General features: G+C 69.3%; 12 protein-coding genes and 1 pseudogene. 8 read left to right on the forward strand and 5 right to left on the reverse strand.

Annotated features, from left to right (window positions below; translation table 11 throughout):
* Window positions 1-20: 20 nt before the first annotated feature.
* Window positions 21-704 (reverse strand): potassium channel family protein, encoded by a 684-nt coding sequence (locus T428_RS0104335; protein ID WP_025735517.1) that lies wholly within the window; start codon window positions 702-704, stop codon window positions 21-23.
* A gap of 132 nt (window positions 705-836) precedes the next feature.
* On the opposite strand from T428_RS0104335, the gene T428_RS0104340 reads away from it, so the two are divergent.
* Genes T428_RS0104340 through dxs form a run of 4 tightly spaced genes read left to right on the forward strand, consistent with a single transcriptional unit; the run spans window position 837 to window position 7,497 of the window.
* Window positions 837-2,831: an APC family permease gene (locus T428_RS0104340; protein WP_025735518.1), complete on the forward strand. Its 1,995-nt coding sequence runs from the start codon at window positions 837-839 to the stop codon at window positions 2,829-2,831.
* 22 nt (window positions 2,832-2,853) lie between these two features.
* On the forward strand, window positions 2,854-4,086 hold the full coding sequence (locus tag T428_RS0104345; protein WP_025735519.1) for a class I SAM-dependent RNA methyltransferase: 1,233 nt from the start codon (window positions 2,854-2,856) through the stop codon (window positions 4,084-4,086).
* A complete protein-coding gene (locus T428_RS0104350) occupies window positions 4,083-5,546 on the forward strand; it encodes a cation:proton antiporter domain-containing protein (RefSeq protein WP_025735520.1) in 1,464 nt (487 codons plus the stop codon). Before T428_RS0104345 ends, T428_RS0104350 begins: the two co-directional genes overlap by 4 nt.
* A gap of 37 nt (window positions 5,547-5,583) precedes the next feature.
* Window positions 5,584-7,497: a 1-deoxy-D-xylulose-5-phosphate synthase gene (gene dxs, locus T428_RS0104355; protein ID WP_025735521.1), complete on the forward strand. Its 1,914-nt coding sequence runs from the start codon at window positions 5,584-5,586 to the stop codon at window positions 7,495-7,497.
* Here dxs and T428_RS0104360 read toward each other — a convergent pair.
* The 3 genes from T428_RS0104360 to T428_RS0104370 form a co-directional block, all read right to left on the reverse strand.
* Window positions 7,494-8,765 carry a ribonuclease D gene (locus T428_RS0104360; RefSeq protein WP_025735522.1) on the reverse strand — a complete coding sequence of 424 codons (1,272 nt, stop codon included), beginning with the start codon at window positions 8,763-8,765 and terminating at the stop codon, window positions 7,494-7,496. The two genes, dxs and T428_RS0104360, sit on opposite strands and share 4 nt — an antisense overlap.
* Before the next feature lies 1 nt (window position 8,766).
* The gene (locus T428_RS0104365) at window positions 8,767-9,402 is read right to left on the reverse strand and encodes a DUF3000 domain-containing protein (RefSeq protein ID WP_084298604.1); all 636 of its coding nucleotides are present in this window, start codon (window positions 9,400-9,402) and stop codon (window positions 8,767-8,769) included.
* A 131-nt stretch (window positions 9,403-9,533) separates the two neighbouring features.
* Window positions 9,534-10,328: an enoyl-CoA hydratase/isomerase family protein gene (locus T428_RS0104370; RefSeq protein WP_025735524.1), complete on the reverse strand. Its 795-nt coding sequence runs from the start codon at window positions 10,326-10,328 to the stop codon at window positions 9,534-9,536.
* 77 nt (window positions 10,329-10,405) lie between these two features.
* Here T428_RS0104370 and hemE point away from each other — a divergent pair, with 77 nt between their 5' ends.
* The 4 genes and pseudogenes from hemE (at window position 10,406) to T428_RS25510 (ending at window position 14,277) form a co-directional block, all read left to right on the forward strand.
* Window positions 10,406-11,455: a uroporphyrinogen decarboxylase gene (hemE, locus tag T428_RS0104375; RefSeq protein ID WP_025735525.1), complete on the forward strand. Its 1,050-nt coding sequence runs from the start codon at window positions 10,406-10,408 to the stop codon at window positions 11,453-11,455.
* Window positions 11,452-12,828, forward strand: coding sequence for a protoporphyrinogen oxidase (locus T428_RS0104380; protein ID WP_025735526.1), 1,377 nt, complete (start codon window positions 11,452-11,454; stop codon window positions 12,826-12,828). The genes hemE and T428_RS0104380 overlap by 4 nt, the downstream gene beginning before the upstream one ends.
* Before the next feature lie 5 nt (window positions 12,829-12,833).
* On the forward strand, window positions 12,834-13,529 hold the full coding sequence (hemQ, locus tag T428_RS0104385; protein WP_025735527.1) for a hydrogen peroxide-dependent heme synthase: 696 nt from the start codon (window positions 12,834-12,836) through the stop codon (window positions 13,527-13,529).
* Window positions 13,526-14,277: pseudogene (locus T428_RS25510) on the forward strand (class I SAM-dependent methyltransferase). The gene hemQ and the pseudogene T428_RS25510 overlap by 4 nt, the downstream one beginning before the upstream one ends.
* A 105-nt stretch (window positions 14,278-14,382) precedes the next feature.
* Here the strand turns inward: T428_RS25510 and T428_RS0104395 are convergent.
* Window positions 14,383-15,216, reverse strand: a complete 834-nt coding sequence (locus tag T428_RS0104395; RefSeq protein WP_425411981.1) for a hypothetical protein — start codon at window positions 15,214-15,216, stop codon at window positions 14,383-14,385.
* Window positions 15,217-15,316 lie beyond the last annotated feature (100 nt).

Genomic DNA, 15,316 nt, shown 5'->3' on the forward strand with positions numbered 1-15,316 from the left:
CGCGGTCGGGCGGCGCGGACTCAATGCCCCGCCCCTGAATCGATGTCCTCGGCGGGCGGCAGGGCGGCGATGGCCACCGCCTCGGCCGCGCGGCCGGAGATCGCGGCGATATAGACCTGATCGCCGGCCTGGATGACCGTCTTGGGTTCGGGCAGGATGCCGGTGCCGAACCGGATCAGGAAGGCCACCCGGGCCCCGGTGGCGTGCTCGAGATCGGTGGCGCGTCGGCCCACCCAGTCCTCGTGCAGGACGACCTCGGACACCGCGACCGTCCCGGTCGGGTCGCGCCACTTGGCGGTCTCGCTCTCCCGGGTCAGCGCGTTGAACAGCCGGTCGGTGGTCCACGGCACGGTGGCGATCGTCGGGATGCCGAGGCGTTCGTAGACCTCGGCGCGCTTGGCGTCGTAGATCCGGGCCACCACGCGGTTGACGCCGAACGTCTCGCGAGCCAGCCGCGCCGAGATGATGTTGGAGTTGTCCCCGGACGACACCGCCGCGAACGCGTCGGCCTCCTCGATGCGGGCCCTCAGCAGCACATCCCGGTCGAACCCCTGGCCCAGCACCCGCTCGCCGGCGAACTCCGGGCTCAGCCGGTTGAACGCCGCGCTGTCGCGGTCGATCACCGCGACGTCGTGGCCAATCCGGGACAGCCCGTCGGCCAACGACGAGCCCACCCGGCCACAACCCATTACAACCACCCGCACGTCAGGTCCTCTCGGCTGAGTCGGAGCACGTGTCAATCATCGGCAAACTGTGTGGCCAGCCGATTTCCATCGGCAACATTCTCGCCCACGGAACGCTACCGGCATGGCCCGTTGCGCTTACTCTTGGCTCTCGTGTCCAAACTTTCAACCGCAGCGCGCCGGTTGCTCATCGGGCGGCCGCAACGCAGTGACCGGCTGAGCCACACCCTGCTGCCCAAGCGCATCGCCTTGCCGGTGTTCGCCTCCGACGCGCTGTCCTCGGTGGCGTATGCGCCCGAGGAAGTGTTCTTGATGCTCTCGGTGGCCGGCGCGGCCGCCTACGCGTTGACGCCGTGGATCGGGCTCGCGGTGGCCGCGGTCATGTTGGTCGTGGTGGCCAGCTACCGGCAGAACGTGCATGCCTACCCGTCCGGCGGCGGCGACTACGAAGTGGTCACCACCAACCTGGGCGAGACCGCCGGCCTCGTCGTGGCCAGTGCGCTGATGGTGGATTACGTTCTCACCGTTGCTGTTTCGACGGCGTCGGCGATGGCCAACATCGGTTCCGCGGTCCCCGTCGTGGCCCAGAACAAGGTGTGGTTCTGTGTGGCAGCCATCGTCTTGGTGACGGCGCTGAACCTGCGCGGGATCCGGGAATCCGGGGCGGCCTTCGCGATCCCGACGTATGCGTTCATCATCGGCGTCGTGACAATGATCGGGTGGGGTTTGATCCGGATTTTCGTGCTGGGCAACCCGCTGCGCGCCGAGTCGGCCGGCTACCAGATGCACGGCGAGCACGGCCAGATCGTCGGCTTCGCGTTCGCGTTCCTGCTGGCCCGCTCGTTCTCCTCGGGCTGCGCGGCGCTGACCGGTGTCGAGGCGATCAGCAATGGCGTGCCGGCGTTCCAGAAACCCAAGTTGCGCAACGCCGCAACGACTCTGCTGATGCTCGGCGTGATCGCGGTGACGCTGCTGATGGGCATCATCGTGCTGGCCCAGCAGATCCACGTGCAGCTGGTCGACGACCCCGCCACCCAGCTGACCGGCATCCCGGCCGGCTACATACAGAAGACGCTGGTCACCCAGCTGGCCGAGACGGTGTTCGGCGGCTTCCGGATCGGGTTTCTGCTCATCGCCACGGTGACGGCGCTGATCTTGGTGCTGGCGGCCAACACCGCGTTCAACGGCTTCCCGGTGCTCGGCTCGGTGCTGGCGCAGCACAGCTACCTGCCGCGCCAGCTGCATACCCGCGGCGACCGCCTGGCGTTCTCCAACGGGATCCTGTTCCTGTCGGCGGCCGCGCTGTCGATCGTCGTCGCGTTCCGCGGCGAGGTGACCGCGCTGATCCAGCTCTACATCGTCGGCGTGTTCATTTCGTTCACGCTGAGCCAGATCGGCATGGTCCGGCACTGGACTCGGCTGCTGCGCACCGAGACCGACCCGAGGGTGCGAGCCAAGATGAAGCGCTCGCGGGTGATCAACACGATCGGTCTGCTGTCCACCGGCACGGTGCTGCTGGTGGTGCTGGTCACCAAGTTCTTCGCCGGCGCGTGGATCGCCATCGTCGCGATGGGTGCGCTGTTCGTCGTCATGAAGATGATCCGCAAGCACTACTCCACCGTCTCGCGGGAATTGGAGGAGCAGGCCGCCGCCCAGCACGACGTGGTGCTGCCCAGCCGCAACCACGCCATCGTGCTGGTGTCGAAGCTGCATCTACCGACCCTGCGCGCCTTGGCCTACGCGCGTGCCACCCGTCCCGATGTGCTCGAGGCCGTCACGGTCAGCGTGGACGACGTGGAAACCCGTGCGCTGGTGCATGATTGGGAGCACAGCGAGATCAGCGTGCCGCTGAAGGTGATCGCCTCACCCTATCGGGACATCACCCGCCCGGTGCTCGAGTACGTCAAACGGGTCAGCAAGGACTCGCCGCGCACCGTGGTGACGGTGTTCATCCCCGAGTACGTCGTCGGCCATTGGTGGGAGCAATTGCTGCACAACCAAAGCGCGTTGCGGCTCAAGGGCCGGCTGCTGTTCATGCCCAACGTGATGGTGACTTCGGTTCCCTGGCAACTGAGTTCGTCGGAGCGACTCAAAACCCTGCAGCCGCACGCGGCTCCCGGTGACGCCCGGCGCGGAATCTTCGACTGAACCGCCTAGACGGGAAAACGCAATGAGTGCCGAGGCGTCGCTATCACCGGGGGAGCTGACGCTGGTCGCCGGTGCGCCCGCCAACGGCGGCAGCTGCGTGGCCCACCACGAAGGCCGGGTGGTGTTCGTGCGCTATGCCCTACCCGGCGAACGAGTGCGGGTGCGGGTCACCGCCGACCGCGGATCCTATTGGCATGCAGAGGTTCTCGACGTCCTGGAGGCGTCGGCGGATCGGATCGATTCGCTGTGCCCGATCGCCGGGGTCGACGGCGCCGGCTGTTGTGATCTGGCCTTCGCGACCCCGGAGGCGGTTCGGACGTTCAAGGCGCAAGTGGTGGCCAACCAATTGGAACGGCTGGGTGGGTATCGCTGGAGCGGTGCGGCAGAACCACTTTCGGAGTCCGGCGTCACCGGCTGGCGTACCCGGGTGCGCCTCGAGGTGGGCGCGGACGCGCGCCCGGGCTTTCACCGCTACAACAGCGACCAGCTGGTGACCGACCTGAGTTGTGCGCAGTTGCCGCCGGGAATGCTGGATGGCCTGGCCCAGGTGTGTGCGCCGGCCGACCTGGCGCCGACCGCGCAACTGCACGTCGCCGTCGACGACGACGGGTGCCGGCATGTGGTGCGCACCCTGCGCCGCGGCGCGCGCACGGCGACTAATGTGGTGCAGGGCAACTACGAGGCGACCCAGCGCGTCGTCCGGCGCAGCTGGGAGGTGCCGGTGACCGCGTTCTGGCAGGCGCATCGGGAGGCGGCGCGGGTCTACAGCGCGCTGGTCGCCGACTGGGCGCAGCCCGGCGCCGGGATGAGTGTGTGGGATCTCTACGGCGGCGCAGGCGTTTTCGCCGCCACGCTGGGCGACGCGGTGGGGGAGTCCGGGCGGGTCCTGACCGTCGACACCTCCCGCGCGTCGACGCGCGCGGCGCGGGCCGCGCTGGTCGATCCGCCGCAGGTGGAGATCGTCACCGATTCGGTGCGCCGCGCGGTGGCGGCGCAACAGGCCGGCGCCGACGTCGCGGTGCTGGATCCGCCGCGCTCGGGCGCCGGACGCGACGTCATCGACCTGCTGGCCGCCGCCGGTGTGCCGCGAGTCGTACACATCGGTTGCGAGGCAGCGTCTTTCGCGCGCGATATCGGGCTGTACCTCGGTCATGGCTATACGGTCGAGAAGATCAAGGTGTTCGACGCCTTCCCGCTGACCCATCACACCGAGTGCGTGGCGCTGCTGACTCGCCCGGGCGGGTCGCGATCGTGACCGAGACCATCCGTTACGCGCTGATCGTCTTGTTCTGCAGCGCCGTCGGTTTGATCGCGGTGCTGGCGAACCGGCTGACCGAGCGGGTCAAGGTCCCGGTCGCCCTGCTGGTGTTGGTCGGTGCCGCCGTGGCGGTGCACAGCATGCCCGCGGTACAGCCACCGTCCGAGCGGGCGGTGGAGCGGGTGATCACCATCGCGTTGGTGCTGGTGTTGTTCGACGGCGGAATGCATATCGGGCTCAAGCGCTTTCGCGCGGCGGTCGCCCCCATTCTGTCGGTCGGCGTCGTGGGCACCGCCCTCACCGCCGCCGGCGGGGCGCTGATACTGCACTACCTGTGCGGAATCGGTTGGTTCCCAGCGGTGCTGGTGGCCACCGCGGTGGCACCCACCGACCCGGCCGTGGTGTTCTCCGTGCTGGGTAAACGCGAGATCGCCGGCCGCAGTAGCACCATCCTGGAAGGAGAGTCCGGCGCCAACGACCCGGTCGGCATCTCCTTGATGGCCAGCCTGATCGCCGCCGGTGGCCTCAGCGCGGCCGGGTTCGCCAGCGTGGCAACCCAATTCGTCTTACAGATGGTGATCGGCCTGGCCGTCGGCGTGCTCGGCGGTCGCGCCCTGCTCGTGTTCATGCGCAGCGTGGCATTGCCCAGCGAGGGCCTGTACTCGCTGCGGACGTTGGCGTCCAGCCTGCTGCTGTACGGCATTGCCACGCTGGCCCACGGCTCGGGATTCCTGGCGGTGTTCGTCGCCGGCATCGTGATCGGCGACGCGCGCGCGCCCTACAAACCGGACATCAAACGATTCCACGCCGCCTTGGCGGGCTTGGCCGAAATCGTCGCGTTTGCCGTTCTGGGGTTGACCGTCGACCTCAACGTGCTCGGCCATCCCGACGTGTGGATCCCCGGCCTGGTCCTCGGCGTGGCGCTGACGGTGGTGATTCGGCCGTTGGCGGTGGGCTGCTGCCTGGTTCCGGTCCGGCTGCAGCACAACGAACGCATCTTCATCCTCGTCGCCGGGCTCAAGGGGGCGGTGCCGATCCTGCTGGGCGAGTTCCTGCGGGCCGCACACATCGCCGACGCCGAACGCCTCTACGGCATCGTCGTGGTCGTCGTGGTCTTCTCGGCGCTGGTGCAAGGCAGCTCGGTGCCCGGTATCGCAAAGCTGCTACACCTGCCGATGCGTACCGTCGAGCCGCAGCCGTGGGAGATCGGTGTGCGGCTCCAGGACGAACCCGAGGGGGTGCACCGGCTGCACGTCGCCCCGGGTTCGGCCGCTGAGGGGTGCACCATCGAGGGCTTGAGCGACCGCGTCGGCGACATCTGGGTGAGCATCGTCGTGCGCGCCACCGGCCTGGTGCCGGTGCGGGGTGACACCGAGCTGCGGGCCGGCGACGAGGTCGTCGTCTTGGCCGATCCCGAACTTCACGACGACCTCGCCGAGTTGTTCGGCGCCTCGTAGGAGGCTAGATCCGGCCGTCGCTGCGTACACTGACGGGATGCTGGAACAGATCCGCGGCCCTGCAGATCTGCAACACCTTTCGGGGCAGCAGCTCCGCGATCTGGCCGCCGAGATCCGCGAGTTCCTGATCCACAAGGTGGCTGCTACCGGGGGCCACCTGGGACCGAACCTCGGCGTGGTCGAGCTGACGCTGGCGCTGCACCGGGTCTTCGACTCGCCGCACGATCCGATCATCTTCGACACCGGCCACCAGGCCTATGTACACAAGATGCTGACCGGCCGCTGCCAGGACTTCGAGACGCTGCGCAAAAAGGGTGGCCTGTCGGGGTATCCGTCGCGCGCCGAGAGCGAGCACGACTGGGTGGAGTCCAGCCACGCCAGTGCGGCGCTGTCCTACGCCGACGGTCTGGCCAAGGCGTTCGAGCTGACCGGGCACCGCAACCGGCACGTGGTCGCGGTGATCGGCGACGGCGCGCTCACCGGCGGCATGTGCTGGGAGGCGCTGAACAACATCGCGGCATCCGGGCGTCCGGTGGTCATCGTCGTCAACGACAACGGCCGCAGCTACGCCCCCACGATCGGCGGGGTCGCCGACCACCTGGCGATGCTGCGGCTGCAGCCGGCCTACGAGCAGGTGCTGGAAAAGGGCCGCGACGTGGTACGGGCGGTGCCGCTGATCGGTGAGATCTGCTACCACCTCATGCACAGCGTCAAGGCCGGCATCAAGGACTCGCTGGCCCCGCAGCTGCTGTTCACCGATCTCGGGCTGAAATATGTCGGCCCGGTCGACGGCCACGACGAGCGGGCCGTGGAGGCCGCGCTGCGCCGCGCCCGCGAGTTCGGCGCCCCGGTGATCGTGCACGTGGCCACCCGCAAGGGGATGGGCTACGCCCCGGCCGAGGCCGACGAAGCCGAACAGATGCACTCGACCGCGCCGATCGACCCCGCCACCGGCCAGGCCACCAAGATCCCGGGCCCGGGCTGGACGGCGACCTTCTCCGACGCGCTGATCGGCTACGCGGCAAAGCGCCGCGACATCGTCGCGATCACGGCGGCGATGCCCGGTCCGACCGGGCTGACGGCGTTCGGGCAACGATTCCCGGATCGGTTGTTCGACGTCGGCATCGCCGAACAGCATGCGCTGACGTCGGCGGCGGGGCTGGCGATGGGTGGGATGCACCCGGTCGTGGCCATCTACTCGACGTTCCTCAACCGGGCGTTCGACCAGATCATGATGGACGTGGCGCTGCACAAGCTGCCCGTGACGATCGTGCTCGACCGCGCCGGGATCACCGGTTCCGACGGCGCCAGCCACAACGGCATGTGGGATCTGTCGATGCTGGGCATCGTGCCCGGCATGCGGGTGGCCGCCCCGCGCGACGCCGCCCGACTGCGTGAGGAGCTCGGCGAGGCGCTCGAGGTGGACGACGGCCCGACCGCGCTGAGGTTCCCCAAAGGCGATGTGGGCGAAGACATTCCGGCCCTCGAGCAGCGGGCGGGAATCGACGTGCTGGCGGTGCCCGCGGAAGCGCTGAACCACGACGTGCTGCTGGTGGCCGTCGGCGCGTTCGCCGCGATGGCACTCGAGGTGGCCAAGCGGCTGCACGGCCCGGGCATCGGGGTGACGGTGATCGATCCGCGGTGGGTGTTGCCGGTGTCCGACGGTGTTCTCGAACTGGCCGAGCAGCACAAGCTGCTCGTCACGCTTGAGGACAACGGCGTCAATGGCGGTGTGGGATCGGCGGTTTCGGCCGCGCTGCGCCGCGCGGAGATCGACATGCCGTGCCGCGACGTCGGCCTCAACCAGGAGTTCTACGAGCACGCCTCCCGCGGTGAGGTGCTTGCCGATCTCGGGCTGACCGACCAGGACGTGGCCCGCCGGATCACCGGATGGGTTGCCGCACTGGGCAGTTACGAATCCGAACCCGAGATCCGCGAGCACCTCGACTAATCGTCGGTACCCTCGGGCGGCGGCTGCAGCGCGGCGGCCAGCACGGGGTCGACGAGCTCGCGTTGCCAGGCCCGCGCCTGGCCGGCGCGCAGGAAATCCTCCACGGCCTCGACCGGGTCCGGCGCGTCGGCCCAGTCCCAGCACAGCCGGCGCACCAGGTCGGGTGAGACCAGGTTCTCGGTCGGGATCTTCACCCGCTCCGACAGCTCCGACAGCCCGGCCCGGGCGGCCTCCAGCCGGGCGGCCGCCTCCGGTTTGCGTCTGCTCCACCGCGCCGGCGGCGGCGGCCCGTTCGGCGGCTCGGCGTCTTCGGGCGGGTCCGGGCTGGTGCGGGCCGCCTCCAGCGCGGCCAGCCAGGTCGCCGCGCTGCGCCGCTGGTTGCGCCCGCCGAACACCGGCAACGCGATCAGGTCTTCGACCGTCTTCGGGTCGGCGATCGCGGCCTCGATGATGGCCGAATCCGGCAGGATGCACCGCGGCGCGATGTCGCGGCGCTGGGCGATGTTGTCGCGGGTGGTCCACAACTCGCGCACCGCTGCCAGGGCGCGACGGTCGCGCACCTTGTGGATGCCCGACGTGCGCCGCCAGCGGTCGCGCCGCGGCGTGGCTTCCCTGCTGCCCGCGCCGCGCAAGTAGTCGAATTCCTCTCCGGCCCAATCGGTTTTGCCTTGCGCGGCCAGCTCAGCGGCGATCGCCGCCCGCAGCTCGACCAGCAGCTCCACGTCGAGGGCCGCGTAGTTGAGCCACTCGGTGGGCAGCGGCCGCTTGGACCAGTCGGCCGCGCCGTGGCCCTTGACCAGACCATGCCCCAGCAACCGTTCGGTCATCGCCGCCAGGTTCACCCGCTTGAACCCGGCCAGGCGCCCGGCCAGCTCGGTGTCGTAGAGCGCGGGCGGGCGCATGCCGACCTCGGCCAGGCACGGCAGATCCTGGTCGGCCGCGTGCAGAATCCACTCGTCGGTGCCCAGCACCTCGGCGACCGGGCGCAGCGCCGTCAGCGGATCGGTGCCGTGACTGACCGGGTCGATCAGCACGGTGCCGGCCCCAGCCCGCCGGATCTGGATCAGGTAGGCCCGGTTGGAGTAGCGGAAACCCGACGCGCGCTCGGCGTCCACCGCGAACGGCCCATGCCCACTGTCCAGGAATCGGGCGGCGTCGGCGATCTGGGCGACCGTCACCGAGAGTTCGGGTATGCCCTCGGCCGGGTGCAGCAGCGGGGTGGGTCCGGGCGCGCCGCTGTCAGACCCCTCGGATCCGGGCTCACCCATGTCAGGCGCGTGACCGCGAGCTCAGGTCGGTGACCCCAGCCGGCGGGAGGCCTGCGGCGTGCTCCAGCACCTCGCAAAACGCTTCGACGTGGGCGCCGACGGCCGGCGTGGTCGCCGTCCACGAGGCCCGCAGCTCGAGCTGATGGGCGCGCGGCGGCCCGGAGATGTCGCCGTAGCGCACGGAAGTGGTGGCGGTGACGGTGCCGCCCAGCGCCGTGACCTGGTCGGTCCGCGCTTCCAGGGCGTCGACCAGCCAGCTCCACGCCACTTCCGGCAGCAGCGGATCGACGGCCTCGCTGGAGTCCAGGTCGGCCTGGATGTAGGCGACCAGACGCGTGGTGCCGTCCCAGGCGTCGGCGCCGTCCGGGTCGTAGAGCAGGATCAGCCGGCCGAACGCGTCGCCCTCCGACCGCTCGGGGACGATTTCGAGGTCGGGGTGCTTCACCTCGGCCCCCAGCGCGTAGCTGAACGGCGCCAGGCGCTGTGGGGGCCGGATCGGGCCGAGCTCGATCTCCGGCCGGGCGTTGACGGCGTTCATGGCCGCGACCGCTTCGCGGAATGGAGCCGGTTCGACTGAAGTCAGTGGCGCCACTCCTCCTCGTCGCCCGCGTTCCGGATCGTCGTAGGCACGGGTCACAGCGTTCGACGCTAGACCCATCGCCGGACCCGCCACGACAGGCGCGCCGGTTTCCAAACTCGTCGCGACCAAGCTGTTATCGGGTCGTGTCACATCGTCAACAATCGCCGTTTAGCCTGCTCAGAGCGTTGTCACCCGTTGAATCGGGCCGGGCGCTTCTCGCGGTGCGCCGCCAGGCCCTCCCGCACGTCGGGGCCGCTGAAACCCAGAAATTCCAGGCCGAGCGACGTCTCGAATGCCGGCGCGAACATGCGATACCAGTGGTTGAGGCTGTGTTTGGTCCACCGGATCGCGTTCTGCGCCCCCTGGGCCAGCTCGTCGGCGACCTGGGTGGCCCGCGCCAGGACCTCGTCGTCGTCGACGCAGAGGGAGACCAGGCCGATGCGTTCGGCTTCCTCGCCGAGCAGGGTGTCGCAGGTGAGCAGGTAGTACTTGGCCTTGGCCATCCCGACCAGCAGCGGCCAGCAGATCGCGGCGTGGTCGCCGGCCGCCACCCCGAGCTTGGTGTGGCCGTCGATGATCTTGGCGGTCCGCCCGGCCACCGAGATGTCGGAGAGCAGTGCCACCACCAGGCCGGCACCGACGGCGGGGCCCCGGATCGCCGACACCATCGGCTTGTCGAAGTTGACGATGTTGAGCACCAGGTCACGGGCCTCGCGCATGATGCGCAGCCGGCCCTCGTAGTCGCCGATGGTCTCGTCGATCAGCTCGAAGCTGCCGCCGGACGAAAACGCTTTACCCTCACCGCGGATCAGGACGGCCCGCACGTCGGGGTCGCGATTGATGGCCGGCCAGACGTCGGCGAGATCGCGGTGCATCTGCGGGCCCACCGAGTTCAGCCCGGGAGCGTCGAGAACCACCGTGAGGACGCCGTTGTCGCCGTGTTCGAAGCGCAGGCTGGGGAATTCGTCGTAGTTGACGGAGATCGGTGCGACTGCCACCGGGTTGATGTTACGCAGCGTGTCCGGGCCGCCGCGGTGGCCTCGTGGCAGCATTGAGGTCGATGAGTACCCGTCGCGAACTTCCCGAGTCGCCCTACCTGGCCGTGGTCACCGGCCGCAAACCGCACCGGGTGCCGGTGTGGTTCATGCGGCAGGCCGGGCGCTCGTTGCCCGAATACCGGGCGCTGCGCGAACGCACTAGCATGCTGGGGGCGTGCTTGCAGCCGGAGATGGTGTGCGAAATCACTCTGCAGCCGATCCGGCGGCACGACGTCGACGCCGCGATCCTGTTCTCCGACATCGTGGTTCCGCTGCGCGCCGCGGGCATCGACTTGGACATCGTGGCCGACGTCGGTCCGGTGATCGCACACCCGATCCGCACCAACGCCGATATCGAATCGATGAAACCCCTTGACCCGCAAGCAATTCAGCCGATCTGCCGGGCGGTGTCGCTGCTGGTCGACGCGTTGGGCAACGTTCCGCTGATAGGTTTCGCCGGTGCACCCTTCACGCTGGCGTCCTATCTGGTCGAAGGCGGCCCCAGCCGTAATCACGCCCGCACCAAGGCGATGATGCTGGCCGAGCCGGCCAGCTGGCACGCGCTGATGGCGAAGCTGACCGATCTCACCGTGGAATTCCTGCGCGGCCAGATCGACGCCGGGGTGGATGCCATCCAGCTGTTCGATTCGTGGGCCGGGACGTTGTCGCTGGCCGACTACCGCCAATACGTGCTGCCGCACAGCGCCCGGGTGTTCGCGACGTTGGCCGAATATGGCCTTCCGATGACACATTTCGGCGTCGGGACGGCCGAATTGCTGGGCGCGATGAGCGAAGCGGGTCCGACGGTGGTCGGGGTGGATTGGCGCACTTCGCTCACCGACGCCGCGGCACGCGTGCGGCCCGGCACGGCGCTGCAGGGCAACCTCGATCCGGTGGTGCTGCTGGCGGGCTGGCCGGTGACCGAACGCGCCGCGCGCGCCGTCGTCGACGACGGCCGCCGTGCCGTCGATACCGGCGCCACGGGGCACGTCTTCAACCTGGGTCACGGAGTGCTGCCCGAGACCGACCCAGGCGTGCTGACCGACCTGGTCTCGCTGGTTCACTCGCTATGACCGGCCGCTCGTATTGTGTTGTGGGAGGCGGCATTTCGGGCCTGACCGCGGCCTACCGGCTGCGTGCGGCGGCGGGGGAGAGCGCGAACATCACGCTGTTCGAACCGGCCGACCGGCTCGGCGGCATCTTGCGCACCGAGCAGATCGGCGGCCGCCCGATGGACCTGGGCGCCGAGGCGTTCGTGTTGCGCCGGCCCGAGATGCCCGCCCTGCTGGCCGAGCTGGGCCTGTCGCATTGCCAACTGGGCACCACCGGTGCCCGGCCGCTGATCTACAGCCAGGCAGAGCTGCATCCGCTGCCGGCGGCGACCGTCGTCGGGATTCCCTCGTCGGCGGCGTCGATGGCCGGATTGGTCGACGAGGCCACCGTCGCGCGCATCGAGGCCGAGCCGGGCCGGCCGCTGCACTGGGAACCCGGAAACGACCCGCCCACCGCGGAATTGGTGGGCGAGCGGTTCGGCGAGCAGACCGTGGCTCGATCCGTCGACCCGCTGCTCAGTGGCGTGTACGCGGGCTCGGCGGCCACGATCGGGCTGCGCGCCGCGGCGCCCAGCGTGGCCGCCGCACTGGACCGCGGCGCCACCAGCCTGACCGACGCGGTCCGCCGGGGATTGCCGCCGGCGACGGGTGCCCCGGTGTTCGGGGCGCTGGAGGGTGGCTATCGGGTGCTGATCGACGAGCTCGTCGAGCGCGCCCGGCCGCGGTGGATTCGGGCCGCGGTGGACCGGCTCGAGCCGGCCGGGCGGGGCTGGGCGCTGCGCGACGACACCGGCGCGCAGTGGACAGCCGACGCGGTGATCCTGGCCGTCCCGGCCCCGCGGTTGGCGCGCCTGATCGCTCGGGTGGCGCCGGAGACGTCGGCCGCCGCCGGCCGCATCACCAGCGCGTCGTCGGTGGTGGTCGCGCTCGCGGTGCCCGGCGACACGGCGTTCTCGGAGTGCTCCGGCGTGCTGGCCGCCAGCGGTGAGCAGTTGCGGGGCAAGGCGATCACCCTGTCGTCGCGCAAATGGGGCATCGGCGGCGACCTGCAGTTCCTGCGGCTGTCCTTCGGCCGCTACGGCGACGACCTGGCCGCCACCGCCTCCGACGAGGACCTGCTGGCCTGGGCGCGCCAAGACCTGGAGGCCGTCTTCGGGCTGACCGTCAAACCGGTGCAGGCCCGCGTGCAGCGCTGGATCGAGGCCATGCCGCAGTACGGGCCGGGCCACGCCGGGCTGGTCGCCAGGCTGCGCGAGGGCCTGCCGGCGACGATCGCCGTGGCGGGCAGCTACCTCGACGGCATCGGCGTGCCGGCCTGCATCGGCGCCGCTGGCAAGGCCGTCGACCGTGTGATCAGGGCCACCGAGGGCTCCGACGCGGAAGTGGCACGATAGGTCTCATGGCCAAGATCGACTACGACGCCTTGAACTCGACGATTCGCTATCTGATGTTCTCGGTGTATTCGGTGGAACCCGGCGAACTCGGTGAGCAGCGTGAAGCCGTAATCGACGACGCGACCCGGTTTCTTAAGCAGCAGGAAGAACGCGGTGTCGTGGTACGCGGCCTGTACGACGTCGCGGGCCTGCGGGCCGACGCCGATTTCATGATCTGGACGCACGCCGAGCGGGTCGAGGCGTTGCAAGCTACCTACTCCGACTTCCGCCGCACCACCACCCTGGGCCAGGTCAGCGCGCCGGTGTGGAGCAGTGTGGCGCTGCACCGGCCGGCGGAGTTCAACAAGAGCCACATCCCGGCGTTTCTGGCCGGCGAGGAGCCCGGCGCCTACATCTGCGTGTATCCGTTCGTGCGGTCCTACGAGTGGTACCTGCTGCCCGACGAGGAACGCCGCCGCATGCTGGCCGAGCACGGCATGGCCGCGCGCGAGTACAAGGACGTGCGCGCCAACACGGTGCCGGCGTTCGCGCTCGGCGACTACGAATGGATCCTGGCCTTCGAGGCTCCCGAGCTGCACCGCATCGTCGACCTGATGCGCGAACTGCGGGCCACCGACGCCCGCCGGCACACCCGCGAGGAGACACCGTTTTTCACCGGCCCCCGGGTGTCCGTCGAGCAGCTGGTGAATTCGCTGCCATGACAACCGAATTCGGCCCGAACGACCCCGCTCGCTTCGAGGAGATGTACCGCGACGAGCGCACGTCACACGGCCTGTCGAGCGCGACACCGTGGGACATCGGCGGGCCGCAGCCGGTGGTCCAGCAGCTGGTGGCGCTGGGCACGATCAAGGGCGAGGTGCTCGACCCGGGCACCGGCCCGGACACCACGCGATCTACTACGCGTCCAAGGGCTACGTGGCGACCGGCATCGACGGGTCGCAGACGGCCCTGCAGCGGGCCCGGGAGAACGCTCAAAAGGCAGGTGTCTCAGTCAATTTCGAGCTGGCGGACGCGACCAAGCTGGAAGGGCTGGAGAACCGGTTCGACACCGTCGTCGACTGCGCATTCTACCACACCTTCAGCACCGAGCCCGAGCTTGCCCAGCGGTACGCTCAGGCGCTGCGGCGGGCCACCAAGCCGGGCGCGCGGCTGTACATGTTCGAGTTCGGCGCCCACGACGTCAACGGCTTCACAATGATGCGCTCGTTGTCCGAGAAGGACTTTCGCGACGTGCTGCCGGCCGCCGGCTGGGAGATCAGTTACCTCGGCACGACGACCTACCAGGTCAACGTCAGCGCCGAGAGCATCGAGTTGATGGCCAAGCGCAATCCGGACATGGCCGATCAGGTCGAAGACATGCTGAAGCGGTACCGCGCGATGGAACCCTGGCTGAAGGGTGGCCGGGTGCACGCCCCGTTCTGGGAAATCCACGCCACCCGCGTGGATTAGCGCCCGCGTGGATTAGCGCCCCGCGCCGCCTGAGCGCCCCGCGCCCGCGTCAGTTCCGCGAAACTTAAACCATAGTGACGCTTTTCGGCGTGTCGTCGCAACTGGTTAAGTGTCGCGAAATCCGCGACGGGTCAGCGCTCGCCGCACGCGTCGCACCACGTCGTCGGGCTTGTCGTCGGCGATCACCCGGATGACGATCCAGCCCAGCTCTTCGATTTTGCGCAGCCGGACCTGATCGCGAGCGTATTGGCGGCGGTCCGCGCGATGGTGATCGCCGTCGTACTCGGCGGCCACCCGGTAGGTTTCCCAGCCCAGGTCGAGGCACGCAATCAGATGCCAGTTCTCTTGCACCGGCAATTGCGTTGTGGGACAGGGTAGTCCAGCATCGATTAACAGTAGACGCAGCCACGTCTCCTTGGGAGACGCGGCGCCCGGGTCGACCAACGGCAGGGCCGCACGCAGCCGGCGCAGCCCGCGCGCACCGCGGTACCGCTTGGCCGGCCGCAGCACGTCCTCGCTCGAGAACGGTGTCGCCCGCATCAACGCGTCGATACGCGCGACCGCCTCGCCTCGTGGCAGCTGCCGGGCAAGGTCGAACGCGGTCCTGGCAACAGAAGTGACCGGCAAACCGGCAACCGTGGTCACCTCATCCGGTGCGATGCGCGAGTTTCGGGTCAGCACGCCGGCCGGCGGATGCGGGTTGCGCCAAATCAGCTCGACGGGCTCGTCGTCGTCAATCCACCGCGATCCATGCAGTGCCGCCGCGGCCAGCCCGGCGAGGACACCCCGTCGCTGCGACCACAGCCATGCCGCAATCGAACGCGTTCGCAGCGTCGCCGTCGAGCGATTCGGCACGTACACATCGGGATAGATCGCCCGGAAGTCGGTCCGCAACCGATACCAGCTCAGTTGGCCTCGCCGCACCGCCTCGCTGCCCATCAACACCTCGTCCACATCTGAAAGACGTCGCGACGCGGCGATGAGATCCCGCGAAACTCAAACCATGGCCACGCTTTTCGGCGTGTCGTCGCAACTGGTT

Source organism: Mycobacterium genavense ATCC 51234, from assembly GCF_000526915.1.
Lineage (GTDB): Bacteria > Actinomycetota > Actinomycetes > Mycobacteriales > Mycobacteriaceae > Mycobacterium > Mycobacterium genavense.

Excerpts from the sequence above, each read along its gene's own strand:
- dxs (WP_025735521.1), top strand. The coding sequence starts at position 5,584 with ATGCTGGAACAGATCCGCGGCCCTGCAGATCTGCAACACCTTTCGGGG.
- hemE (WP_025735525.1), top strand. The coding sequence starts at position 10,406 with ATGAGTACCCGTCGCGAACTTCCCGAGTCGCCCTACCTGGCCGTGGTC.
- T428_RS0104360 (WP_025735522.1), bottom strand. The coding sequence starts at position 8,765 with ATGGGTGAGCCCGGATCCGAGGGGTCTGACAGCGGCGCGCCCGGACCC.
- hemQ (WP_025735527.1), top strand. The coding sequence starts at position 12,834 with ATGGCCAAGATCGACTACGACGCCTTGAACTCGACGATTCGCTATCTG.
- T428_RS0104380 (WP_025735526.1), top strand. The coding sequence starts at position 11,452 with ATGACCGGCCGCTCGTATTGTGTTGTGGGAGGCGGCATTTCGGGCCTG.
- T428_RS0104345 (WP_025735519.1), top strand. The coding sequence starts at position 2,854 with ATGAGTGCCGAGGCGTCGCTATCACCGGGGGAGCTGACGCTGGTCGCC.
- T428_RS0104395 (WP_425411981.1), bottom strand. The coding sequence starts at position 15,216 with ATGGGCAGCGAGGCGGTGCGGCGAGGCCAACTGAGCTGGTATCGGTTG.